General features: G+C 37.8%; 20 protein-coding genes. 16 read left to right on the top strand and 4 right to left on the bottom strand.

Going from position 1 to position 23,938, the window contains the following annotated elements; all coding sequences use genetic code 11:
- The first annotated feature begins 33 nt into the window (after positions 1-33).
- From PXG98_RS11530 to PXG98_RS11580, 11 genes are all read left to right on the top strand, one after another.
- A complete protein-coding gene (locus PXG98_RS11530) occupies positions 34-3,045 on the top strand; it encodes a WD40/YVTN/BNR-like repeat-containing protein (RefSeq protein WP_276391235.1) in 3,012 nt (1,003 codons plus the stop codon).
- Positions 3,046-3,096: 51 nt separating this feature from the next.
- Positions 3,097-3,729: a DinB family protein gene (locus PXG98_RS11535; protein ID WP_276391238.1), complete on the top strand. Its 633-nt coding sequence runs from the start codon at positions 3,097-3,099 to the stop codon at positions 3,727-3,729.
- Between the two features lie 45 nt (positions 3,730-3,774).
- Complete coding sequence (locus PXG98_RS11540; RefSeq protein ID WP_276391239.1) at positions 3,775-4,524, top strand: class I SAM-dependent methyltransferase; 750 nt, start codon at positions 3,775-3,777, stop codon at positions 4,522-4,524.
- Positions 4,525-4,594: 70 nt separating this feature from the next.
- Positions 4,595-5,284 carry a DUF4386 domain-containing protein gene (locus PXG98_RS11545; protein ID WP_276391240.1) on the top strand — a complete coding sequence of 230 codons (690 nt, stop codon included), beginning with the start codon at positions 4,595-4,597 and terminating at the stop codon, positions 5,282-5,284.
- 123 nt (positions 5,285-5,407) lie between these two features.
- A complete protein-coding gene (locus tag PXG98_RS11550) occupies positions 5,408-6,394 on the top strand; it encodes an NAD(P)-dependent alcohol dehydrogenase (protein ID WP_276391241.1) in 987 nt (328 codons plus the stop codon).
- Between the two features lie 164 nt (positions 6,395-6,558).
- The gene (locus tag PXG98_RS11555) at positions 6,559-7,740 is read left to right on the top strand and encodes an acetyltransferase domain-containing protein (RefSeq protein WP_276391242.1); all 1,182 of its coding nucleotides are present in this window, start codon (positions 6,559-6,561) and stop codon (positions 7,738-7,740) included.
- A 143-nt stretch (positions 7,741-7,883) separates the two neighbouring features.
- Entirely contained in the window at positions 7,884-8,489 is a 606-nt protein-coding gene (locus PXG98_RS11560) for a DUF502 domain-containing protein (RefSeq protein ID WP_276391243.1), read from the top strand.
- 60 nt (positions 8,490-8,549) lie between these two features.
- Positions 8,550-9,332, top strand: coding sequence for a bestrophin-like domain (locus PXG98_RS11565; RefSeq protein ID WP_276391245.1), 783 nt, complete (start codon positions 8,550-8,552; stop codon positions 9,330-9,332).
- Positions 9,333-9,382: 50 nt separating this feature from the next.
- Positions 9,383-10,903, top strand: a complete 1,521-nt coding sequence (locus PXG98_RS11570; protein WP_276391246.1) for a S10 family peptidase — start codon at positions 9,383-9,385, stop codon at positions 10,901-10,903.
- 39 nt (positions 10,904-10,942) lie between these two features.
- Positions 10,943-12,532, top strand: coding sequence for an amidohydrolase (locus tag PXG98_RS11575; protein ID WP_276391248.1), 1,590 nt, complete (start codon positions 10,943-10,945; stop codon positions 12,530-12,532).
- Between the two features lie 46 nt (positions 12,533-12,578).
- Complete coding sequence (locus PXG98_RS11580; RefSeq protein WP_276391250.1) at positions 12,579-14,162, top strand: M81 family metallopeptidase; 1,584 nt, start codon at positions 12,579-12,581, stop codon at positions 14,160-14,162.
- A gap of 50 nt (positions 14,163-14,212) precedes the next feature.
- On the opposite strand, the gene PXG98_RS11585 is transcribed toward PXG98_RS11580, so the two are convergent.
- Positions 14,213-15,031: a hypothetical protein gene (locus tag PXG98_RS11585; RefSeq protein ID WP_276391251.1), complete on the bottom strand. Its 819-nt coding sequence runs from the start codon at positions 15,029-15,031 to the stop codon at positions 14,213-14,215.
- A 238-nt stretch (positions 15,032-15,269) separates the two neighbouring features.
- Entirely contained in the window at positions 15,270-16,697 is a 1,428-nt protein-coding gene (gene gntH / locus PXG98_RS11590) for a guanitoxin biosynthesis MBL fold metallo-hydrolase GntH (RefSeq protein ID WP_276391253.1), read from the bottom strand.
- A 118-nt stretch (positions 16,698-16,815) separates the two neighbouring features.
- On the opposite strand from gntH, the gene PXG98_RS11595 reads away from it, so the two are divergent.
- Complete coding sequence (locus PXG98_RS11595; RefSeq protein WP_276391254.1) at positions 16,816-17,766, top strand: AraC family transcriptional regulator; 951 nt, start codon at positions 16,816-16,818, stop codon at positions 17,764-17,766.
- Between the two features lie 44 nt (positions 17,767-17,810).
- Here PXG98_RS11595 and PXG98_RS11600 read toward each other — a convergent pair whose 3' ends face one another.
- Together PXG98_RS11600 and PXG98_RS11605 are read right to left on the bottom strand one after the other, a co-directional pair.
- The gene (locus PXG98_RS11600) at positions 17,811-18,221 is read right to left on the bottom strand and encodes a hypothetical protein (protein ID WP_276391255.1); all 411 of its coding nucleotides are present in this window, start codon (positions 18,219-18,221) and stop codon (positions 17,811-17,813) included.
- A 15-nt stretch (positions 18,222-18,236) separates the two neighbouring features.
- Positions 18,237-19,016, bottom strand: coding sequence for an OmpA family protein (locus PXG98_RS11605; protein WP_276391256.1), 780 nt, complete (start codon positions 19,014-19,016; stop codon positions 18,237-18,239).
- Positions 19,017-19,327: 311 nt separating this feature from the next.
- Between PXG98_RS11605 and PXG98_RS11610 the strand changes: the two genes are divergently transcribed.
- The 4 genes from PXG98_RS11610 (at position 19,328) to PXG98_RS11625 (ending at position 23,908) form a co-directional block, all read left to right on the top strand.
- Positions 19,328-20,227, top strand: a complete 900-nt coding sequence (locus tag PXG98_RS11610) for a DnaJ C-terminal domain-containing protein (protein ID WP_276391258.1) — start codon at positions 19,328-19,330, stop codon at positions 20,225-20,227.
- Positions 20,224-20,532, top strand: a complete 309-nt coding sequence (locus tag PXG98_RS11615) for a chaperone modulator CbpM (protein WP_276391259.1) — start codon at positions 20,224-20,226, stop codon at positions 20,530-20,532. The genes PXG98_RS11610 and PXG98_RS11615 overlap by 4 nt, the downstream gene beginning before the upstream one ends.
- 60 nt (positions 20,533-20,592) lie before the next feature.
- On the top strand, positions 20,593-21,270 hold the full coding sequence (locus PXG98_RS11620) for a DUF4377 domain-containing protein (protein ID WP_276391261.1): 678 nt from the start codon (positions 20,593-20,595) through the stop codon (positions 21,268-21,270).
- Between the two features lie 94 nt (positions 21,271-21,364).
- Positions 21,365-23,908: a mechanosensitive ion channel family protein gene (locus tag PXG98_RS11625; RefSeq protein ID WP_276391262.1), complete on the top strand. Its 2,544-nt coding sequence runs from the start codon at positions 21,365-21,367 to the stop codon at positions 23,906-23,908.
- Positions 23,909-23,938 lie beyond the last annotated feature (30 nt).

Here is a 23,938-nt window from a genome sequence, read left to right on the forward strand (position 1 = left end):
CTTGTATAATCTAAAAATTAAATCTTAAGTCTTATGATAAAAACCCTTTCAACCTTACTTTTCACTGGTGTATTTCTAGTTTTTCAAAATGTAATTTCACAAGATTTTTCAGCACTAAAATACAGGGAACTTGGCCCTTACAGAGGTGGAAGAGTTACCACAGTAGCCGGAGTTACCAGCCAACCCAGTACATTTTATTTGGGGTCTACCGGTGGAGGTGTTTGGAAAACAGAAGATTATGGTACTTCATGGAAAAATGTTTCCGATGGATTTTTTAAGACGCCATCAATAGGATCTATCGCGGTTGCGCAAGATAATCCTAACATTATTTATATCGGAACAGGTACCGATGGATATCGAAGTAATCTAATTGAAGGAAAGGGAATGTATAAATCTATTGATGCTGGTAATAGCTGGACTGAAATTGGACTTTCTGATGTGGGGCAGATAGGTGCCGTACGCATAGATCCTAATGATAATAATACCGTTTATGTTGCCGCCATAGGACGGGCATTTACACCCAATAAAGAGAGGGGTGTTTATAAAACTACCGATGGGGGTGAAACATGGAAAAAAATTCTTTTTATTTCAGAGGAGGTTGGTATTTCTGATATTGAATTTATGTCCTCGGACTCTAATGTCCTCTACGCGGCAGCCTGGAAAGCACAAAGAAAACCCTGGACTATAATAAGTGGCGGCAGCTTGGAAGAAGGTGGTATTTATAAATCTATTGATGCCGGTAATTCCTGGACTAAAATTGAGAAAGGCCTGCCCCAAAATCTGATAGGAAAAATAGACCTAGAGGTGTGCCCTGCAGAAAATGAATTGGTCTACGCCTTAATTGAAGCACCTGGTGAGGAAGGAGGATTATTTATTTCTGATAATTCCGCAGAAAGCTTCACCTTAGTGTCTAGTAACAAGGGGATCCGTACAAGGCCATTTTATTATACGAACATAACAATTGACCCTAAAAACCCTGATAAGATTTACGCTATGGCCACAGGCTACTATCGCTCGGACGACCGTGGCAAAAACTGGACTAAGTTATCCGTGCCTCATGGGGACAACCATGATATGTGGATCAATCCAGACAATCCAGACTTGTTTATCCAGGCCAATGACGGGGGTGCCAATGTTACCCATAACGGTGGGAAGTCTTGGTCTACTCAATTCAATCAGCCGACTTCTGAGATTTATCAGGTAGCAGTTGATAATCAATATCCTTATTGGCTCTATGGTGGACAGCAAGACAACTATTCTACCGTATCGGTGCCAAGCATGGCCCCTTATGGGCATCAGTTACCCGGACAAGGATTTATTCTAAATACAGGAGGTTGCGAGACGGGCCCCGCAATACCGCATCCAACAAATCCTGATATAGTCTATTCTAATTGTAAGGGTCGGTTTACAGTGTATAACAAAAAAACTGGTACCGAGAAATCCTATTATGTTGGGGCCTCGAATATGTACGGACATAATCCAAAGGATTTAAAGTTCCGATTTCAGCGTGTTTCTCCCATACACATCTCTCCCCATGACTCAGGCACAATTTACCACACCTCACAATATGTACATAAAACTACAAATGAAGGACTGAGCTGGGAAATTATCTCGCCAGATCTCACGGCTTTTGAAGCCGATAAACAGGTTATATCAGGGAGTCCGATTACCAGGGACATTACCGGTGAGGAATTTTATAGCACCATCTACGCTATCAAAGAATCTTCTATTAAACCGGGTGTCATTTGGGTAGGTGCCAATGATGGTCCAATCCACCTTACAGTTGACGGAGGAAATACTTGGACCAACGTTACCCCAGAGAACCTTCCGCCGGGAGGACGAGTAGATGCCGTTGAACCTTCGCCTCATGACCCGGCTAAGGCATATGCCAGTATTCTCCTATACCAACTTGGAGACAGAAAACCCTATATCTACAAAACAGAAGACTACGGAGAGTCTTGGGTTCTGCTAACCGATGGAAATAATGGTATTCCTGAAGACTATCCGGTGCGTGTCATACGCGAAGATACTCAAAAGGAAGGTCTGCTATTTGCCGGAACAGAATATGGTGTATTTATGTCGATCAATGACGGTGAACTATGGATGCCGTTACAGAATAATATGCCTATAACACCTATAACCGACTTACAAATACACAGAAATGATCTAGTTCTTTCAACCATGGGCAGAGGGTTTTGGGTTTTAGATGACATACAGGTACTGCGGCAACTTACTTCTTATACCTTCAAGGAAACAAAATTGTTTAATTCTAGCCCAACAATAAGGTATAGGTATCCCTCGGGGGCTAAAAACAGTACAATGCCGACCTACCCAATACCCGAAGTACCCATAGATTTTTACTTAGATAAGGCCTCTGATACTCCTGTAGTTTTGGAAATCTTTAATAGTCAAAAAGAATTGGTAAATAGATTTAGCAGTGATAGCTCTTCAGTAAATAGTCCTGAGATACAAAGAAATATGAGTACCGAATTCATGGACGAGCCTATCTGGTACAATTTACAAAATGATCAAAACCTACATCGATTTGGGTGGAATATGAGGTCTAAAGGACCATGGAATATAGAGAAGGATGATCGTTTTAAGAATGGTCCTCTGGTGCCTCCCGGCATTTATTATGCAAAATTAAGTGTAAATGGGAATAGCTACGAAGAACCTTTTGAAATATGGATAGACCCTAAAGTAGCTTCTGCGGGTATTGATCAAGAAATTCTAGAGGAACAATATGCCTTTTTAATTGAAGTAAGATCACTTTTAAACGAAGCCCTGCGCTACGAATCGGAATTAGATTTAAAATTAAGCAACTTAAAAGAATCTGGACAAAGAAAGAATAGAAAAGAAATTGTTGCTATTGAAGATACATTGGGTAAACTAAAAACAAAGGATGGCATATATGAGCAACCCATGCTTTCTGATCAGATCAACTATTTATATAATATGAATAATAAGGCAGATCAAAAGATTGGTAAGGATGCCATAGATAGACTAGCTGAATTAAAACAACAGTTTGCTGATTTAAAACCATAGACTGTCTTTACGCTCTATACACATATATATAAAAAATAAAAACTGGAAAAAATGAAAAATAGAAGAGCTTTTTTAAAAGGATCAACACTGGCCGTTGCAGCCACGGTAGTAAGTCCTATAATTGGCCAGCAGAAAACTAATACAAGTACTTTACAGGAAGATAGCCTATATATGATTGGTCCAAAAAAAGGATATACCCCTGAAATTGGGACACTTCTATCTACTATGGAAATGATGCGTCATTGGCTTATTAGTAGTGTAAAAGATCTCACCGTTAAAGAGCTCGATTTTCAGCTAGATGATACTTCCAACTCTATTGGTGCTATGTTACTCCATTTGGCGGCTACAGAAAAGTATTACCAATTAAATACCTTCGATGAACTAAGTTGGGGTAGCTGGAGTGATACTATCAAAGAAGAATGGGACATCCCAATGAATTTAGGAGAAAATGCCCGAGAAATTATAAAAGGTAAGCCTATTGATTTCTATCTTAACAAATTAGAGGAAGTGAGAAACCATACCAAAGTTGAATTTGCCAAAAGAGATGATAGTTGGTTACAAAAGTCGGTGATTTTCTTTGAAGATAAGCCCACGAACAACTACTGTAAATGGTTTCATGTTTGTGAACACGAGTCTAATCACCGTGGACAAATTAAGTTTATTTCCAAAAGATTCAACGTATAGAAGAATTCCATATTAAGTCTATCTGAAATTTACGTGTGAAATAGAATGGCCTACAATTATAATTTTTTTAAGCATCTAATACTAGGGAGACGTCTGGTAAATGATCCTATTTATTTTAAGACCAAGGAACTTACTGCCATGGAGATCAGCAAAGAACCCAAACGTACCGAAGTCTTAAATTTTTTGTTAGCTTATCTAAAAAGGGACACTACATACCTAGAAATTGGCACCCGAAACACGGCCGATAACTATAAGCAGATTAAGGCTACAAAAAAATACAGTGTAGATCCAGGGGTGGAGTTTTTTGATCCCACAATTGATTTTAAATTAAGCAGTGATGCTTTTTTTAAGCAATTGGATGAAGGAAGTATTTTGTCTAATACAATTAAATTTGATCTGATTTTTATTGATGGACTTCATCTGGCGGAACAAGTACAAAAAGATATTGAAAATGCCTTGCGATACCTAAAAGACGATGGTTTTATTGCCCTACACGACTGTAATCCGCCTACGGAATGGCATGCCAGGGAAAATTATAACTACAGACAAACACCTGCCCATGGTTATTGGAATGGCACAACATGGAAAGCATTTCAGAAGGCTAGGTTTAACCCATCATTATTTTCCTGTTGTATTGATACCGATTGGGGGTTAGGGCTTATATCTAAAAAACATCCGCTTGGAAAAGCAATTGGTCCAAATAATCCTTTTTTTGAATACAACATTTTTGAAAAAAACAGAACGGTAAACTTAAATTTGATGAGTTTCGAGGATTTAAAGAATATACTCCAATAAAAAAAAAGGACGGAAAAAAATATAGTTGGTAACATTCTCTTTCATAGATCGTCTCACAATAAATAACCAGATGACTACACGAAACAAAACCGCTCGCCTTGCAGGATTCCTTTATCTACTGTTAATTCTCTTTGGAATATTCAACCTCATGATAGTTCCATCCAAACTAATTGTATGGAACGACGCCCCAACTACCATTACTAATTTAACCAATTCACTTTGGCTTTTTAAGCTTGGGATAACAGCAGGTATTATAACCTTTCTTTCCTTTTTGGCCTTGGTTTTAGTATTATACAAGCTCTTGCAATCTGTAAACAAAAACCAGGCAATGGTAATGTTGGTTCTGGTAGTGGTAAGCATTCCAATAAGCTTTGTTAATATGCTAAATAAGTTTTCAGTACTAACTCTATTAGAAAATCCATCCTATCTTTCTGGATATTCTTCAGTAGATACTCAAAATCAGATTATGCTGCAACTCAACTATTTTTACAACGGGGTTCAAATTTCTGAAATCTTTTGGGGGCTTTGGTTGTTTCCATTTGGATATTTAGTATATAAATCGGGCTTTCTGCCTAAACTTCTTGGAATTTTCTTAATGGCAGGTTGCTTTGGTTACCTAATTGATTTTTTTGGTGGTCTGTTGATAGATTCTTATTCGGAATATACCATAGCAAATATTATTAGTATTCCCGGTACCATTGGAGAATTTGGCATTTGCCTCTGGCTCTTGATTTTTGGAACCAACAAAATAAAAAGATAGACCCCTAAAATTGACCAATGAATAATTAGTCGATGAAAAGTAAAGGGCCGCCACAGCTGCTTCTATACTGAATATTCAGAAAGCCTTAAGTATATTAGTAGAAATAATCCTAACTATAATGAAATGAAGGGAGTTGTATATTATCAATACGGACCTCCTAAGGTCTTATCCATCGCCTCGGTACCAAAACCTAATCCTAAGTCTGACGAGCTATTGATTAAAGTAAAAGCAACTTCTGTTAACCGAACGGATTGCGCCAATCTTCGAGCCAAGCCAGATATTATGCGCTTAACCATGGGCCTGTTTCGGCCAAAAAATAATATTCTTGGCACAGAATTTTCTGGAGTAGTTGTCCAAAAAGGATCAAAGGTAAAAGGTTTCGATCTAAACGATAGAGTGTTTGGTTTTGATGATGCCGGGCTTTCCTCTTACGCCGAGTATCTTTGCATTGCAGAAAGTAAAGCAGTTGGAGTAATGCCCGATACCACAGATTTTCTGGAGATGGGCTGCTGTCTCGAAGGTGCCCATTACGCCTATAACTTTATCAATAAAGTAGCTTTAAAGTCAGGAGAAAAGGTTTTGGTTAATGGAGGAACTGGAGGAATAGGAACGGCAATGATTCAATTATTAAAACATTATGGGGCCCATATAACGGCAGTCGGAAATACTAAAAATTTAAGCCTTTTAAGACAGTTAGGGGCCTCTGAGGTATATGACTATAAGGTGGAGGATTTTACTAAAGCCAAAAAAAAATACCACTACATTTTCGACTGTGTTGGTAAAAGTTCCTTTGATGCCTGTAAACCCCTATTAAAGGAAGGAGGGGTATATATTTCCTCCGAATTAGGCAAAAATTCTATTAATTTGGGCTTAGCTCTGGTATCCAAGATATTTGGGAGTCTCCCCAATGAAAAGGGTAAAAAGGTAGTCTTCCCTTATCCGCCAAATAAGCGTAGGAGTCTGGAACTAATAAAAAATCTCATCACGGCAAAAAAATTTAGTCCGGTAATCGATAGGGTATATCCAATAGAGGAAATCAGGGATGCCTTTGAATATGTAGAAAAAGGCCTTAAAACAGGAAATGTAGCCATTCTCCTTAAAGAAAAATGAGAATAATTTATAGAAATTCATCTATATTCGGGCTACTATAGAGTTCCTTCAAAATTTAGTTTATACCCAGCTAATTTTCTTCAACAACTTTATCTATCTTTCCAATTAAGAACCAAGTAAAAATACTTTTCATTATTGTCAAGTTTTTTTAACAAACCAACCAGATGATAAAACCAACATCAAGAAAACGTATAGCTTCTATTGATATGCTCAGGGGGTTAGTGATAATTCTCATGGCATTAGACCACGTTAGAGATTATTTCCATGCCGATGCCTTTCTGTTTGAACCAAATGATCTAACACAAACTACAGGAGCCATTTTCTGGACCCGATTTATTACCCATTACTGCGCTCCGGTATTTGTTTTTCTAGCGGGGACATCCGCTTTTTTTGTCGGTCAAAAACGAGATAAACATTCCTTGGCAAAATGGCTTCTAAAAAGAGGTGTTTGGCTAATTATTGCTGAGTTTACGATAATTAAGTTCGCTTGGTTTTTTAAATTAGACTATCAGTTTTTGCATTTCTTGGTTATATGGATTCTGGGTGTCTGCATGATTTTTTTGGCTGGTTTTATTTACCTCCCTAGAAAACTAACTATAGCTCTGTGTCTTATAGGAATCTTTGGTCATAATTTATTAGACAATTATAGCCCTTCAGGAGAATTAGCTTCTATCTTTTGGAATTTTTTACATCAATTTGCCTTATTGGAATATCAAAACACAACTTATATGATAATCTACGTACTTATACCTTGGGTATTTGTGATGCCCCTGGGTTATTATATGGGAGAACTTTATTTACCAAAAGTTGAAACACCTGTAAGGAGGAAAAGACTTATGCAATGGGGTATTGGAATGGTGGTAGTCTTTCTTGCCGTAAGACTTGTAAATATTTATGGCGATCTAGTACCATGGTCAGCTCAGGATTCTTTAAGCCTCACCATCATGTCCTTTTTTAATGTTAGTAAGTATCCCCCATCTTTATTATATCTCCTAATTACCTTAGGACCATCTCTCGTATTTCTTTCTTTGGCAGAAAAATGGAAAGGTAGTTTTGTCGAAAGAATGGTCATTGTAGGACGAGTCCCGATGTTCTTCTATATAATCCATCTATATCTCATACATATATTGGCGCTTTTTGCGGCAATCGCAACAGGATTCAGTGCCTCGGATATGGTCATTGATTTGTGGATCAATATGAGTCCCAACCTTGAGGGGTATGGATTTGGACTAGGTGTAGTCTACCTTTTATGGCTAGTAATTATTATTGCACTCTATCCTCTATGCCGTAAGTACAATGACTACAAGAACAACAACAGAGATAAATGGTGGCTAAGCTACTTTTAAAAAAATTCGCTTATTTTAGTATGGTCTGGCGCAATAATTTTTAAATTCTGCCCCTGTTTCGAACTGTACTTAATTTGAAAAAGATTCTCAATGTAACGCACAACAGGGTCTGGAATTAACTTTAAAGTCAAAGCTATATACTGATGAAAAGCATAACATCCTTTATTAAAACAACGCTAATCGGAGGTATTTTCTTCGTGGTACCTTTAATACTTATAATTATTCTATTGGTTAAGGTAATAGATTTATTGAGATCCGTTGTTGCACCACTTGTTAGTAAAATTTCTATTGAAATAATCGATAGTATTACCTTAGCACGAATCGTATCTTTTATTTTTCTGGTCTTTTTATGTTTCTTGGCCGGGTTATTGGCTAAGACTGACAAAGCCAAACAACTGCAACACTGGATAGAGACAAATGTGCTATCTCTAATACCAGGCTATACCTTTTTTAAGGGCATGGGGGAAGAGGCAATTGGTATGAAATCTGCAAATCTTAGAAAGGTGGTTCTGGTAGATATTGAAGAGGTATGGCAGGTTGGTTTTCTTATGGACAAAATTGATGAGGATTTATACTCCGTTTTTGTTCCCGGCGCTCCAAACCCAAGCTCAGGAGATGTTTTTTTTGTTAGAAAGGAGCGCTTAAAAACGCTCGATATTACGGAGTTAGATGCTATGAAAATTTACAAAAGAATGGGAATAGATTCAAGTAAGATATTATCGGGTTATATAAACCACAATACCTTTTAATCAGCCATGATGTCATTTTCTTTTTTTTAGAAGTATTTATTAAAAACCACTTGTTGATTTATGGATACCTTTCTTTTTGACTCGCTTTCGGCCTACACTACTTTTTTTGCCATAACTTCTTTAATTCTTCTCTTTTATGAGTTAGGGTATCAAATTGCTATTCGACGTTATCTTAAAAAAAATATTAAAGAACCTAGTACGCTTGGTCAAATTTCCGGAGGATTACTTGGTATGTGGGCATTTGTATTGGCCTTTACTTTTTCTATTGTAGCAACCCAGTTTAGATTGCGCAAAGATTTAGTAATGGAAGAAGCAAATGCTGTAGGTACTGCTTTTTTAAGGGCCGATTTGATAAACCATGAGGATGGGACGGCAATAAAAAAAGATCTGGCTAAGTATATTGATATCAGATTGCAGGTTTTAAAAAGTCTAAATGTTAAGGATGCCATCGTACAATCTGTAGAGATTCACAAGAGTCTCTGGGCTAGAATTACATCGGTGGCCGTTGCGAATCCAAACACAAATACCTCCCTCTTAACTCAGGCCATAAATGAAGTAATTGACATCCATGAAAAAAGAGTAACCGCAGGAACTCGCACAAGAATTCCACATAGTATTTGGGTCACGCTTTTTATTATTTCTTTTTTAGCCATATTATCTATAGGGATGCAGGCAGGATTCAATAAGTCTAGAAGATTGCTAATGATTATTCCGCTTATTATGGCATTTGCTGCTCTTTCTACACTAATCGTAGACCTTAACAATCCACAAAGTGGATCCATAAAAGTAGACCAACAGCCTATGCAATCTCTTCAAAAAAGCATCCAAGAAGAGGGGTTTTAAAACAACAATAGTATATTTCTATGCCACCAAGAAGACACAAAAAACACTATATGATTTCAACTTTATTTTTTAGACTTAAAGCACTTATTTTTCTCTTTTTGTTTTGTGGTTCATTAGCCGCCCAGAAACCTCTAAAGGACAGTACCGAAGTTCCCGAACCTAAATCCTTTATCACCCAGCATAAAATCTCTGTCGGCTCTTCCCTGCTTAATTTTGTAGCCAATGCTTCAGAAACCTATCTAAAAGATGACGAAGGAAGTCCCGTCGCGTCTATCTGGACCGTCTCCTATACAAAAAGTAATGTTACCGATCTTACCAAAAGACCAGTAACCTTTGTTTTCAATGGAGGCCCAGGAAGCGCGTCTGTTTGGTTACATATGGGGCTTTTTGGACCACAATTGGTCAAAGTAGATTCTGATGCAAAACAAGACGATGGGGCCGCTCCTTATACTTTAGTACAAAATGAACAGTCCCTTTTAGATGTTTCGGACTTTGTTTTTATTGATCCTGTGGGTACAGGATTTAGTAAGGTAATTGGCAAAGGAGAAGTCTCAGACTATTGGGGTCTAAATGAAGATGCCAGTTCCATAGCTAAGTTTATACGCCTATGGGTTAGCGAGAACAATAGATGGTTATCTCCTAAATATCTTGCAGGTGAAAGCTTTGGTACAACAAGGGCGGCGGCAGTTGCCAACACTCTTGAAAATGACGGACAAAACATGTCATTAAATGGCTTAATTCTTATCTCACAGGCATTAGACTATGCAGGTTCTACCTCAATAGACGACAACATTACCTCGTACCTTACCTATCTGCCCAGTATGGCAGCTACCGCCTGGTACCATAAGAAAGCAGGAATGGGTAAAGATTTGGCTGCCTTTGTACAAGAGGCAAGAGAATTCACCTATAATGAATACGCCCCGGCTCTTCTGAAAGGCAACTATTTGCCCTTAGAAGATTCCAAAGTAATCGCTAATAAACTAAGTTACTTTATTGGACTTAAAGAAGACTATATCCTTCGGTCTAATCTGCGAATACTAATGGGTAGATTTCAAAGAAAACTGTTAGAAGAGGATGGCCTTAGTATTGGAAGATTGGATGGCCGGTTTATGGGAGATGAGGTAGATAAAATAGCAGAGACACCCCGATTAGGGGATCCGGCAAGTTATCAGATTTCTGGGGCATATACCGCTGGGATAAACCACCATTTGTTGAACTATCTTAAAGTGAAAATGGATAGGCCCTACCTGACATCGAATAATCAAATTGGAGAAAAATGGCGATGGAGAACGGTAGCGGACGGCCAATACTGGGAACCGACTCCGGTTAACGTTACCCGGAAATTAGCAGAAACTATGAAGAGAAATTCTGAAATGAAGGTGCTTGTTGCTAATGGTTATTATGATCTAATCTGTCCGTTTTTTGATGCCGAATATACTTTTTCCCGAAATGGAATAAGCTCGGCAAGGGTTAACTTAAGTTATTATGAGACCGGACATATGATGTATGTTCACGAACCGGATTTTATAAAACTTACTAAGGACATACGGGAGTTTTATACAAACCAATAAGCTATTTTGAATAAATACTAATCTTATCTCCGTTACATTATGATGCAAATCCGAAATTATTATCTTTTTATTAGCCTTTTTATCTCTTACCTCAGTTTCTCCCAAACTTCAGAAGCTGAAGTAGCTCAATTAAAGAAAGAAGTACAACAACTTGTTGCATCCAAGTCCAAGATGGCTCAGGTTATGGTAGATAAAGTATTCAGCTTTTCTGAATTAGGTTTCCAAGAAATAGAAACCTCTAAATACTTAACCAGTATTTTAGAAGAAAATGGTTTCGAAATCACCTATGGAATTTCAGGGGTACCCACTGCTTGGTGGGCAAAATGGGGCTCTGGTGGTCCTGTAATTGCCGTTGGAAGTGATCTGGATTGTATTCCTAAAGCATCTCAAAAACCCGGGGTCGCCTATCACGATCCCATTGTAGCTGGGGCACCTGGTCATGGAGAAGGTCATAATTCAGGAACGCCCCTAAATATTGTTGCGGTACTATCTGTCAAGGAAATTATGGAAAGAGAAAAAATCCCGGGAACTCTTATTATTTGGCCCGGAGTTGCCGAAGAACAACTGGGAACAAAAGCTTATTTCACAAGAGACGGCTATTTTGATGAGGTGGATTTATGCATTTTCACCCATGTCTCTAGCAATATGAACGTTTCGTACGGTGCAGCCAGTGGTACCGGTATGATTTCCGTGGAATATACATTTGAAGGAGAATCTGCACATTCAGCCGGTGCTCCCTGGAGGGGTCGAAGTGCTGCCGATGCCGTTGAATTGATGAATATTGGCTGGCAATATGCCCGTGAACATATTCATCCACTAGGAAGATCTCACTCGGTCATAAATAACGGAGGAGACCAGCCCAATGTGGTACCTTCACAGGCTTCTATCTGGTATTATTTCAGGGAAATTACCTATCCCAAAATCATGGAAGTATACGAAAGAGCTAATAAGATTGCAGAAGGTGCCGCCCTCATGACGCAAACCAAAATGACCAGCAAAATATTGGGTACCGCCTGGCCAAGACATTTTAATCAGCCTATGGCAGAAGCTATGTACTCTAATATAAAGGAAGTAGGTCTTCCGGAATGGAGCAAGGAGGATCAGGAACTTGCCAAAGCAGTACAAAGGGAGGTGAATTCTCCCAAAGACACTAATGGTTTGGCACTAAAACTAGACAGCATAAGAGCCCCTTTAAAAGAACCTAGAAGCGGTGGCTCCGATGATATTGGAGATATTTCTTGGAAAGTTCCTACTATAACCTTGAGATTCCCTTCAAATATTCCTGGTTTACAAGGCCATCATTGGTCTAATGCCATAGCTATGGCAACCCCAATAGCCCATAAGGGTGTTGTTGCAGGTGCCAAGGTAGAAGCCATGACCCTCTTAGATTTACTTTTGGTTCCAAGTATTAGAGAAGAAGCCAAAGACTATTTTATTAACAAACAACTAAAAGATCAGGAGTATATCCCCATGGTTGGCCCTGAGGATAAACCAGCAATTTACCTCAACAAGGAAATTATGGAAACCTATACCCCACAGCTCAAGCCATTTTACTATAATGAAAAAAAATACGACAGCTATTTGGAACAATTGGGGATAAGCTACCCCACCCTAAAAAAAGCAAACTAACGTCTAGAATAAATACTAAAAGAACTATTTTTAAATAAAGGAGCTAATGATAAGATCAACAAAATTTAAAATACTCGGCACACTGACCTTGCTTTTCTTTTCTCTTGCAGCATGTAAAGACAAGGCAACAGAAGAGAATACTATAAATTCTAAACTCCCAAAAATTGCCATTGCCGGACTTGCAATTGAGTCTAGCACCTTTTCCCCTGCTACAACAGATGAAGAGGCGTTTCACGCAAGAACGCTTGAGAATGTCTATAGCTTTTATCCATTTATGAGCCCCGATTCTGTAAACAGGAAAAGAGCAGAATGGGTGCCTACCTTAAGAGCCCATGCCCTCCCAGGAGGCATTGTGACACGAGAAGCCTACGAGTCTTTAGTAGAAAAAACATTGCAGATGTTAAGGGAAAACGTCCCCTATGATGGACTCTTTTTTGATATCCACGGGGCAATGAGCGTGGAGGGAATAGAAGACCCTGAAGGAGACTTTATAATAAGGATTAGAGAAGTAATTGGGCAAGAACCAATAATTTCTACCTCGATGGACCTACATGGTAACGTATCTAAACGGCTAGCCGAGCAGTCCGATCTAATTACCTGTTATCGGATGGCACCGCATGAAGATGCTCTCGAATCTAAAAAAAGAGCAGTAGATAATCTACTAGATCGCTTGGAAAAAGGAACTGGGAAACCTCAATATAAGGCTTGGGTTCCAGTGCCTATTTTGTTGCCAGGTGAAAAGACTAGTACAAGAATAGAACCAGGAAAAAGTTTATACGCCATGCTCCCCGCTATTACTGAAGAAAAAGAAATAGTTGATGCTGCCATTTGGATGGGCTATCCTTGGGCAGACGAGCCTAGAAACCATGGTGTGGTAATGGTTACCGGAGACGATAAAGAAAAAGTAGGGGCAGCGGCAGAAAAAATTGCACAGAGGTTCTGGGAAGTAAGGGAAGATTTTGAATTTGTGGCACCAACTGCAACCCTGGATGAGAGCTTTGCAATGGCCCTAAAAAACACCAAAAAACCTTTTATTATTAGTGATATGGGAGACAACCCAACCGCTGGAGGTGCTGGTGATGTTAGCTGGACCTTAAAAGAAATTTTGGCTAGAAATGAGTTCAAGCCTGAGGGAGGTCCTAGTCTTATATATGCCTCCATACCAGGGCCGGAACTTATTGCGAAGGCAGAAAACTTAAATGTCGGGGATCGAATTAAGGCCCCGGTTGGTGCCATGGTGGATAATAGATTTGCAGGGCCTGTTATGCTAGATGGGATTATTATGGCAAAAGAAACCGGCGATATTCACGCTGTAACAGAAATAGTAGTTAGAGTAGGAAGTGTAGATGTTATTGTTACGAAGAAAAGAAAGCCCTATCACAAGGAATCCGATTTTACACACTTGGGGTTAAAACCTCGTGAAGCAGATATTTTAGTAGTAAAAATCGGTTATCTGGTACCAGAATTGTACGATATGCGCGGGGGTTGGATTATGGCCCTTACCCCCGGTGGGGTAGATCAGGATTTGGAGCGGTTAGATTATAAAAACATTAAGAGACCAATGTATCCTCTAGATAAGGATATGGAAGAACCAGATTTAAGTGCACGATTCATTCCCTTATCCAATTAATAATAGGTCTTAAATTACAATTTAAACTATTCTTCAATCGAAATAGCTGGTTACATTTTTTTTGGAAATAAGAATTGTAATTGTAATCGCATTTGCCAATCTCCCCAACCATCTGGTTTCACTGCATTATAATACATTTGCGCATTTGCGTTTATTGGAAGTTTCCCTATTTTAAAAACTTTCCCCCCACCCCCACCAAAAGGTACGATCCATTGCTGACCGTTATCGGCCTTCCAATTGGCCGTTAAAATTGGTGCAGAAACGATGTACCATGCTTTAGGTAAATTATAGTTTACGAAATATTGAAATAAGAATTTATTTTCCCCAACATCTCCAAAGGTCCAGACATTATTAACTACAACTCCCGCAACCCACTTATCAATGGTTGTCAGCGCAACCACAGAAGGACCTAAGCCAAACTCCCCACTGCCGTAGATATCTCTAGACGCAGTAGGTATTTGAAAAGCAGGACCAACACCCCAAGTTATTTTCGAAGCCCTTGTGGGGGAGAGCCAAGCTGTGTAACTGATATCTCCAATCCCTGTTGAGGAACTTATCCCATCTTCCCCATAAGGTTGGGTTATTACAGGGAGAATAATACGATTTATTAAATTTATTCCCTCGCTCAAGCTCACTGGAATCACCGGCTGAATATTCAGGACGTTTTGTGTTCGATTCTCTGGACCAACATTGAAGGTTGTATTATTTTGGAAAGGTAAACTATACATTGCAGCCAATGGGTTTTGGGTTGCTTTTGCAAGCTTTGCTTCTTCAGATAATTCCTCTTCTTTTACTACAGTATCTTCTTGTGCAAAGATTGCTGAATTTATTAAAATACCTAGGATCAATAAAAGCGAACGTATCTTCATAGTTTATATAAATAAAATTAGCATCTTCTTCCTACTTAAGGTCCTTTTTCCTTAAGCTCCTATTTCAGAAGGATATAATATTAAAGAGCAAATAATCCCAGTTTTACTTTAGTATTATATATAATCCATGGATTCATTGCCTAAGAATTAATAGACAATTCCAAATATAATTAACCACTAAAAAAGGAGGTATCCGTGTAGAAGCCCCCTTTTTAGAACCAAAATAAAAATCTTTCTGTTACTTTTTCGAAGCCTTGATCAATTCTTCATTCTTCTTTTTTAATCTCCACTGTGCTCCCATACTTTGCTTTAAATTATCTGGTAAAGCATCCATAGGCACTACTAAATCTCCTTCTACAGGCCATTCATCTAACAACTCTGGCTTGTACCCGACTGGATAGTATTTATCCGGATCTATTTGTTGTTCTCTCACGAATGGTTCTTGGATTTCTTCTCTGGAAGTAGGTGGATGTGGCACTACCAATTGTCCATTGTCAAAATTAAACTGTGGGGCTCTACTATTAGGATAATCCGGTAAAATACCATCTCTTACCCAAACTTTATCTTTGGTCATATTAACCACCACCCCATCTGGCGCCCCAAAGTGATATGGTCCTTTCCAATGATGACGGACTTCCGCTACTGTTTCTTCATTTAAGAAAGGATCAAAATCCATATGGGTAGTCATAAACATTCTGGGCTTAATCTGATTAGCCAAATATCCCGCTGCATAACCCGGAGTATGATGCGTATCAATGGTATATCTGGCCAAGAATGGCGGAACTCCCTGTACTCCCGAATTAATTTCTACCACTTCTGGCTGTAATTCAGTAATATATAAATCCGCACCCTTGGCATATTTTACATCCAACTCACTGGGACGCCCGTCTCCGGTCCAAACTACACTCATACCATTCCAAGTAAGTTTATATCCTGAAGCACCGTCTTTTGCATGAGATCTTTGCCAATGGATAACTTTTACCCCATTCTCTTCATATACTACCCCTCCATTGTCTCTAAAATCAAATTCATTGACTTGAATATCATGTCCTTTCCCTACAGGAAATACACTAAAGGCATCCCTATGCCATCCCAGCATCTTTGCCATTCCGTCTACCATGGTTTTTGTACCGTATTCAGGGGTTCTCCCTGATGGGCCGTGAATTGTCAAGGGTTCGTGCCAACCTCCTGCCCAAGTCCCAAACATCCATAAATATGGTAAAGATCCAAAATGATCTACGTGCAGGTGGGTTATAAAGACGTGCTTAATTTGATTTAATGCAACTCTAGCCGCAACATAGTTAGAGACCGCTCCTTCACCCATATCAAAGACGAAACTATCGCCATTTCCTAGTTCTACAAAAATAGAGGTATTCATCTGTCCAGGTCTTATCATTGGGGCCGTTCCCATAAAGGTTACCCGAATTTCATCTGGCTGCACATCTTCTGTTCCCGGAAACCAGTTGGCTGCACTTTTTAACCAGGGCATAGGCGCCACTCCTTCGAATAAAAGTCCTTCTTTCCATCTTCCGTTGGGAACACCTCCTAAAAGTGCTTTTTGAATATCTTCCTTAGATGAGGGTGGCATAACCTCCTGAGCTTTTGAATTAAAGGATATTCCAAAAATCAAAATCCCTGCCAAAAGGATAAGTTTTACTTTTTTCATTTTCTTAATTTTGTGTTAATAATGTGTAAAGCAAATTTATTTATTAGTTAAAATTTACAACATCAAAAAATCGCAAAAAATTATTATTCGTACCTTATTAGACCATTAACTAACTAGTATGCAATTTGTTTCTGCAGATTTTACCAATTTTGAATTTTTTAGGGAAGCAGCCCTAAACTGGGAGTTAGACTTTCGTTTGCTTTCAAAAGGTGGATTTAAAGCTCATCTTAGCCTATATACCGGAGAATCAATTCAAATTGGGCGCACTTCATTAAATGGAAAAATAGAACAGCATGGGCTTATCCCTAAAGGTTATAGCACTATAGTTTTACCGGCAAATCCAAATATCTCCTATACTTGGTTGAATAAAAAAGTAAATGGGGACCATATTCTAATTTTTCCATACGATGGTGTTTTAGATTCCATTTCTTTTGATGGTTTTGATGTTTTCGTGATTTCCCTGGAATACGATTACTTAATGCGCAGACTAGAAGCCTTAGAATATAAAAATGCCATCGGTCTATTTGGAAAGGAAGAAAAGATTATTAGATCGAATCCTGAATATATTCAAAGTGTCGTAAAGGATTTGGACTGGTTTTTAAGAAACCAAGCACAACGGCCTCAAGAGAAGAAAGACATCCTACTCGAAAGACTTTTCCTGGAAGATTTACTAGATGTGATATACGCCAATTTAGAAAATGAGGACTCCCTCCTTTTCTCTCCCACCATCAAAAAAAGAGATCTAGCCGTTAATACGGCTATTGATATTATACAGTATAATTCAGAAAATACTCTAAACGTAAGAGAACTTAGCGCATTAACCAATGTTAGCCAGAGAACCTTGGAATACGGTTTTATGGAACGCTTTCGAATTACCCCAAAACAATATATCACAGCTCAAAGACATCACATGGTAAAAAAGGATCTAATTTCCGAAGAGTATAGAAATTTATCAATTTTTCAGGTAGCGGCTAAATACGGCTTTTGGCATATGGGACAATTTGCCGCAGATTTTAAAACTCAATTTGGAGTTCTTCCTTCTGTATTAAGAAAAAACTACTTTAAATAAAAAAAGCCTGATTTCTCAGGCTTTTCAGATCAATATAATACTTATTAGATTCCCCCTTTAAGCATGTCTTGCCATTTCTCTAGTTCTTCCCATTGCCCTGAATTGGCCAGGCTAGCCTGTGCAGCCCAGGTATAAGGTTTGTGCACTAAATACTGTGGCCCGGCATCGGACAGAATTTTTTGTAAGGTTTCCTGTGAGGCGGCCGAGAGATCTGCATAATTATTGATTTTGGCTTTATATAGAAGTCCTTGAATTTTCTCTCCTATCCCTTCTATTTTAGTTAAATCTTCCTTGTAAGTCTGTGCTGGTTCTGCGGCTGCAGCACCACCAAATATTTGCTTAAGAAGCCATCCCAAGATTAATCCAAGAATAAACGCTCCTAATAGCCATAGGATCCAGGTCCAAAACACATCAGATCCATCACATGCCATTGTATTCATTTGTAAAAGTTTCATAATTATAAATTTTTTTTAGTTTGTTTCAATTATCTGAATTTCTGCTCTTCTGTTCTGCTGTTGTCCTTCAGGCGTATCATTAGTACTGCGTGGTTCCGTCTCTCCTTTGGAAGCCACTTCAATTCTGCTTGGATCCACTCCTAAACTTACCAGATGATCTTTAAACTCATTTGCGCGTTTTAGGCCTAGTTTCATATTAAATTCTGATCCGCTCGTTGAGTCGGTATGTCCGGTAATAATAACTTTATCGTTAGTATCTTTTAAGAAGGTAGCCAGATCGTTAAAATAAGTTTGCAAGTTGGCATTGTAAACTTCTTCGGCCGTACCGTACTGATAAAATACTATAGTTCTGTCTAACTCTTCAATAATATCATCGTTGCGAGTTACCCACCTATACATAGAACCGTGCATGAGATTAGCTTTTGTGCTTTCACAATCACCTGCAGGTCTCGCATCAACTTCTATTACGTCTAACTCGAGATCATTAGCGAATAAAAGTTTTACCTTCTCTGCTCTTGCCAATCCTTGGCTTTCTGTCTCGCCATCATAGTAAGGGCCAATAATAATTAGGTTCTTACCCGCTTGCTTTAAAGCCAGAATTTCCATTTTCTTATCGGGCCATTGTTCGTTGGTAATTGGTTCATCTGTGGCGCAATCAAAGATTATTGGCCCATAAACCATTACTTCTTCTTCCACTACCGGACAGCAAACGACGGTATTTTTATACCAGTCCCAGCTTAACCAAGCCAGCAGCAAAAAGATTAGAAAAATGATAAAAGCTAGTGTTTTTTTCATTTTGGTTGATTTAAATTAATGTTAGTGTTTAAAATTTAATAGCCTCAGAATATACAAATATTTTGTTAAAATTACACAATGACAGATATAAGTTTTGACTGAAGATCAAGGTGATGCAAAAGATCCTTTGGGAAATAGAATTGGGTTTTCGAGATTTTTAAAAATATTTTTAATCTGAATTATCTCTTAGGTTCATCTCCAATTTATCTTAAAAGCCATCCAGGGATTTAACATATCTTCTTTCTTAAGCGAAGTGTTTTTAGTAATTTTAAGGTCTACTAAGACTTGCGGTATAACTTTTAAATGGGTGCATGGATTTCATAGATTATTATAAAGTACTTGGAGTATCTAAAAAGGCAACAGAAGCTGAGATAAAGAAGGCATATCGTAAATTGGCTCGTAAATATCATCCTGATGTTAACCCCAACGACAAAGAGGCTGAAAAGAAATTTAAAGAAATAAATGAGGCCAATGAGGTCCTGAGCAATGCAGAGAACAGGAAGAAATACGACAAGTATGGAAAAGACTGGAAGCATGCAGAAGAGTTTGAAAAAGCCGAACGCCAGCAGCAGCAATACCAGCAACAGGGCAGAAGCTACCAAAGAGCGGGAACAAACTTTACGGAAGAAGACTTTTCCGATTTTTTTGGGTCTATGTTTGGAGGAGCTGGAGGTGGTCGAAGAAGAGCTTCGTCATTCAGAGGGCAAGATTACAATGCAGAATTACAACTGAGTCTAAAAGACGTTTATAAGACACACAAAAGAACCCTAACGGTAAATGATAAAAACATAAGGCTAACTATTCCGGCGGGAGTGAAGAATGGACAAGTAATAAAAATAAAAGGCCATGGCGGTGAAGGAATACAAGGAGGTCCTAAAGGAGATTTGAATATCACCTTTATTATTCAAAATGATCCAAAATTTAGACGTGATGAGAATAACCTTTATACGACCGTCGATTTAGACCTTTATAAAGCAATGCTAGGGGGTGAAGAAATAATAAATACTTTTGATGGGAAAGTAAAGCTCAAAGTTAAACCCGAGACTTCGAATCTAACAAAAGTAAAGCTTAAAGGGAAGGGTTTCCCGCTCTATAAACAAGAAGGCAAGTTTGGAGATTTATTTATCACCTATAAAATAAAACTGCCTACAAACTTAAGTAACAAAGAAAAGGAGTTGTTTAAAGAACTTTCAAAACTACGATCCAAATGAAGCAGGAAAAATTAATTTCGATACGGCAATTATGCGATCATTATCAAATTGAAATGTCTTTCTTTGAAGCCTTACAGGAAGAGGGACTTCTAAGAATGACCTATGCTAGTAACAATTACTTTCTAGAACAGGATGCTATGCATCGGGCGGAAAAAATAATTAGAATTCACAAAGAATTAAACATTAATGTGGAGGGCATTGATGTTGTTTTTAATCTGCTTCAAAAGGTAGACAACTTACAACAAGAGATGCTTCAAATGCAAAATAAATTAAATCTATACGAAGGAGAGTCCTTCTTTTCCTAATACCTCTATACACAAAAAAATAGTCCTTGGGACTATTTAGTAATTCTTAAATATCACTACATGATCAGAAACAAGCTAAGTTTATTAATTCTAATGCTTACCGTAATTAGCCTGCAACAATTAGAAGCACAAAAATCAAGTATTTATTGGATAAATAGCATTAAAACAGAATGTAATCGAGGTGCTGGAAAGGATATGTGCCTTATGATTCAAAAATCTGAAAATCTTGATCCCGATAAATGGGAGCATTTTTATGCAGATATTGAAGGTTTTGACTACCAGCCTGGTTTTTTCCAAAAAATTGAAGTCCTCGAAGAAAATATTCCTGCAAACGAAGTTGCGCAAGACGTTTCTAGTATTAAGTTTACAGCGGTGCGTAAAATTGAAAAGATAGAAGATCTTATTTGGAAAATTGAAGGGAATTGGAAAGTAGAGAGACTATTAGATAAAAAAATAGACAAACAAGGGCAAGTTCCAAGCTTAGCAATCGATTTAAAAGAGATGACCGTTTCTGGAAGCAATGGATGTAATAATTATACCGGGAGTATTAAATTTATCTCTCCAGATACTTTTACCACAGGGCCGATTGCTTCTACACGAAAGATGTGCCTAGAAATGACCATTCCGGATCGTTTTGACAAATTGTTCTTTATGCCTTGGAACTATGTTTTAGAAGACAAACAGTTAGTAATAAAGGATAAAGAAGGGCAGCAATTAATGGTTTTAAAAAGGTCCTGATAAAGTAACTAAGAACTGCCCTCTATCCGTTGCCATAATTTAGTGCGAAAGAAATATGTTATCTTAGCTTTGAAAAGAATAAATTGTTCCTAACATGCGTTTCTACCCGAAAATCTGTCTTTCCCATATACTTCTATTACTACTTTTCTTAACATCTAACATCGGGTTTTCCCAGGCAGATATTAAAAAACAGGATTCTGCTTTGGTAAAAGAAATCATAGCAATTCCTGTAATAAAAGTTATTCCAAGCATCGAGGAGACTTATGCAGAAATAAAGTTAACGGAGAAGAAGATAATTCCAAAAAAGTCTATTGTTTTAATAGATTCCCTATTCCCCACTCAGGTTAGTCTAATTAAGAAACGTGAGATCGAGGCTAATGAGTTTATTAGTGCCAATCCAAACCGTCAAAAAGTTGAAAATTTAATTGATAAATGGATTGGTTATAGAGAATATTACAAGACATGGTCTAATTCCATTAACGAATACCTGGGTAGAAATGTAATTCTATTTGAGTCGATAATAAAAGAACAAAAAAAATGGGACCTTACTTATGAAAATGCTGTTGAACGCGAGGCTCCTCAGCAGCTTTTATCCAGTATAGAGGATGTAATTATTGACCTTGAACGCCTTAATGAGAAAATTAAAGATCAGAATAATTCATACCTAACCCTAGAGTCTGCAATTAATGATCAGATTGCACTTGTAGATGAGGTTACAGAAGATCTTTTGAGTTTAAAAAATTCTGAGATATACAATCTCTTTACACTGAGGCACCCTCCAATTTGGAAGGTCTCTTTTAAGGTGGCAGAGTCGGATGCCATAAAGGCTGGAGTAGAATCAGTGGGCGAAAACAGCTTACAAATTTGGGAATTAATTAAGACAGGAGAGCAAGACATCTATATTTACTTCTTAATTATTATACTTATCACCCTTGGCATACTCTATTTAAAAAAATCGTTTTTAAAATATGGGTATGAAGAAAATAATAAGGACCTTCTTAATGCAAGGGCAATAGTCGTTGACAATCCAATCTGGGCAATCGTGTTTTTGTCGCTTTTTAGTGCCCTAATATTCTTTAGTAATACGCCAAAACTATTTACGGACATTTTAGTTTTAATAACTCTTATAAGTGCTATTCCTTTAGTTCAGCCTTATATGCATCCGAAATTTAAGTCTATCACCTATTTTGTGGTTCTTACTTTTGTATTAGATTCTTTGAAAACTTATCTATGGTTTTCCTCGCCCCAATATAGACTATACTTACTGTTAGAATCTTTTGCGGTTTTTGCACTGTTATTCTATTATATCTATCCTTATTTAAAAACTAGAAAACTTCCCTTAAATAGATTTGGCACCTTTCTTGTCACCTTAACCCCCTTATTGTATTTTCTGTTAATTGTATCGGTAGTTTCCAATATACTAGGCTATAGTAATCTGGCAGACATTTCCTTAATTCTTTGTACACAGAGTAGCGTACTTACGCTACTGTTTTATGCACTTTTAATGGTCCTAGATGGCATTGGTATAGGTTTTATAAACGACCATTTTAACCAAAAGTCTTCTTTTGATAAAACCAAAAAAATTACCCTAGAGCTCAAAACTTTACAAGTTATACGCATTGTAATTTTTGGCTTTTGGTTGTTCTATTTTCTCAATATGGTGGATCTGTACCGTCCGCTTGCTGATTTTGTAACAGGCATCCTCTCAGAACCTTTTAAAGTAGGGACTATTACCTTTAATATTGGAATAATATTGACCTTTATTGGTATCCTTGCGGCTTCTTTTCTGATAACCAGTTTTGTTTCTTTCCTATTAGACGGAAATGAGGTAAAATTTAATTTCATAAAACTCCCAAAAGGCATTCCTGCAGCTGTTTCCCTGGTTATTCGATATTTTATATTGGCCTTTGGATTTATTTTGGCTTTGTCTGCATTGGGCATTGATTTAAGTAAGTTTAATCTGATGGCTGGGGCTCTTGGACTAGGTATTGGATTTGGTTTACAGACCATAGTATCTAATTTTATTTCAGGAATTATTTTGGTCTTTGAAAGACCCATACTTCCTGGAGATCGGGTTGAAGTGAACAACCTGATGGGTACCGTAAATAAAATAGGTGTCCGGGCATCACATATCACAACTTTTGACGGAGCAGAAGTAGTTGTCCCGAACAATAATTTAATCGCGAATGACCTAATTAATTGGACTCATACAGACAATATAAAACGAATTGAAATTATTGTTGGCACCTCATATAGTTCTGATCCAAATGAGGTACTTAAAGTTTTATTAGGAATAGCAACGGAAAATTCTCAGGTTCTTAAAACTCCTCCGCCCAGGGCATATTTTATAGAATTTGGGGAGAGTTCCTTAAATTTTAGATTGCTTTTCTGGGTGTATTTCGACAACGGTTTACAATGTAGAAGTGATATTTGTGTGGCCATATTTAATCGCTTTCTGGAATTGGGTATTGAAATTCCATTCCCTCAAAGAGTTTTACATATGACCTCTTCAAAGGAGCAAGCTTCTACAGAGCTGCCAATCCCTCCTCAAATTGAAAAAACTTCTTCCGATACAAATAAGCCAACGAAGGATAGTAATACTTCACATGAAGGAAGAGACAAGTCCTCCAATTGGTAAATACCGCAAAGTACTTTTTCTGAACTACCA

It is taken from the genome of Eudoraea chungangensis (assembly GCF_029360665.1).
GTDB classification, from domain to species: domain Bacteria; phylum Bacteroidota; class Bacteroidia; order Flavobacteriales; family Flavobacteriaceae; genus Eudoraea; species Eudoraea chungangensis.

Bases quoted from the DNA above. Each gene is read 5' to 3' on its own strand.
- PXG98_RS11530 (WP_276391235.1), top strand. From the start codon at position 34: ATGATAAAAACCCTTTCAACCTTACTTTTCACTGGTGTATTTCTAGTT.
- PXG98_RS11535 (WP_276391238.1), top strand. From the start codon at position 3,097: ATGAAAAATAGAAGAGCTTTTTTAAAAGGATCAACACTGGCCGTTGCA.
- PXG98_RS11540 (WP_276391239.1), top strand. From the start codon at position 3,775: ATGGCCTACAATTATAATTTTTTTAAGCATCTAATACTAGGGAGACGT.
- PXG98_RS11545 (WP_276391240.1), top strand. From the start codon at position 4,595: ATGACTACACGAAACAAAACCGCTCGCCTTGCAGGATTCCTTTATCTA.
- PXG98_RS11550 (WP_276391241.1), top strand. From the start codon at position 5,408: ATGAAGGGAGTTGTATATTATCAATACGGACCTCCTAAGGTCTTATCC.
- PXG98_RS11555 (WP_276391242.1), top strand. From the start codon at position 6,559: ATGATAAAACCAACATCAAGAAAACGTATAGCTTCTATTGATATGCTC.
- PXG98_RS11560 (WP_276391243.1), top strand. From the start codon at position 7,884: ATGAAAAGCATAACATCCTTTATTAAAACAACGCTAATCGGAGGTATT.
- PXG98_RS11565 (WP_276391245.1), top strand. From the start codon at position 8,550: ATGGATACCTTTCTTTTTGACTCGCTTTCGGCCTACACTACTTTTTTT.
- PXG98_RS11570 (WP_276391246.1), top strand. From the start codon at position 9,383: ATGATTTCAACTTTATTTTTTAGACTTAAAGCACTTATTTTTCTCTTT.
- PXG98_RS11575 (WP_276391248.1), top strand. From the start codon at position 10,943: ATGATGCAAATCCGAAATTATTATCTTTTTATTAGCCTTTTTATCTCT.
- PXG98_RS11580 (WP_276391250.1), top strand. From the start codon at position 12,579: ATGATAAGATCAACAAAATTTAAAATACTCGGCACACTGACCTTGCTT.
- PXG98_RS11585 (WP_276391251.1), bottom strand. From the start codon at position 15,031: ATGAAGATACGTTCGCTTTTATTGATCCTAGGTATTTTAATAAATTCA.
- gntH (WP_276391253.1), bottom strand. From the start codon at position 16,697: ATGAAAAAAGTAAAACTTATCCTTTTGGCAGGGATTTTGATTTTTGGA.
- PXG98_RS11595 (WP_276391254.1), top strand. From the start codon at position 16,816: ATGCAATTTGTTTCTGCAGATTTTACCAATTTTGAATTTTTTAGGGAA.
- PXG98_RS11600 (WP_276391255.1), bottom strand. From the start codon at position 18,221: ATGAAACTTTTACAAATGAATACAATGGCATGTGATGGATCTGATGTG.
- PXG98_RS11605 (WP_276391256.1), bottom strand. From the start codon at position 19,016: ATGAAAAAAACACTAGCTTTTATCATTTTTCTAATCTTTTTGCTGCTG.
- PXG98_RS11610 (WP_276391258.1), top strand. From the start codon at position 19,328: ATGGATTTCATAGATTATTATAAAGTACTTGGAGTATCTAAAAAGGCA.
- PXG98_RS11615 (WP_276391259.1), top strand. From the start codon at position 20,224: ATGAAGCAGGAAAAATTAATTTCGATACGGCAATTATGCGATCATTAT.
- PXG98_RS11620 (WP_276391261.1), top strand. From the start codon at position 20,593: ATGATCAGAAACAAGCTAAGTTTATTAATTCTAATGCTTACCGTAATT.
- PXG98_RS11625 (WP_276391262.1), top strand. From the start codon at position 21,365: ATGCGTTTCTACCCGAAAATCTGTCTTTCCCATATACTTCTATTACTA.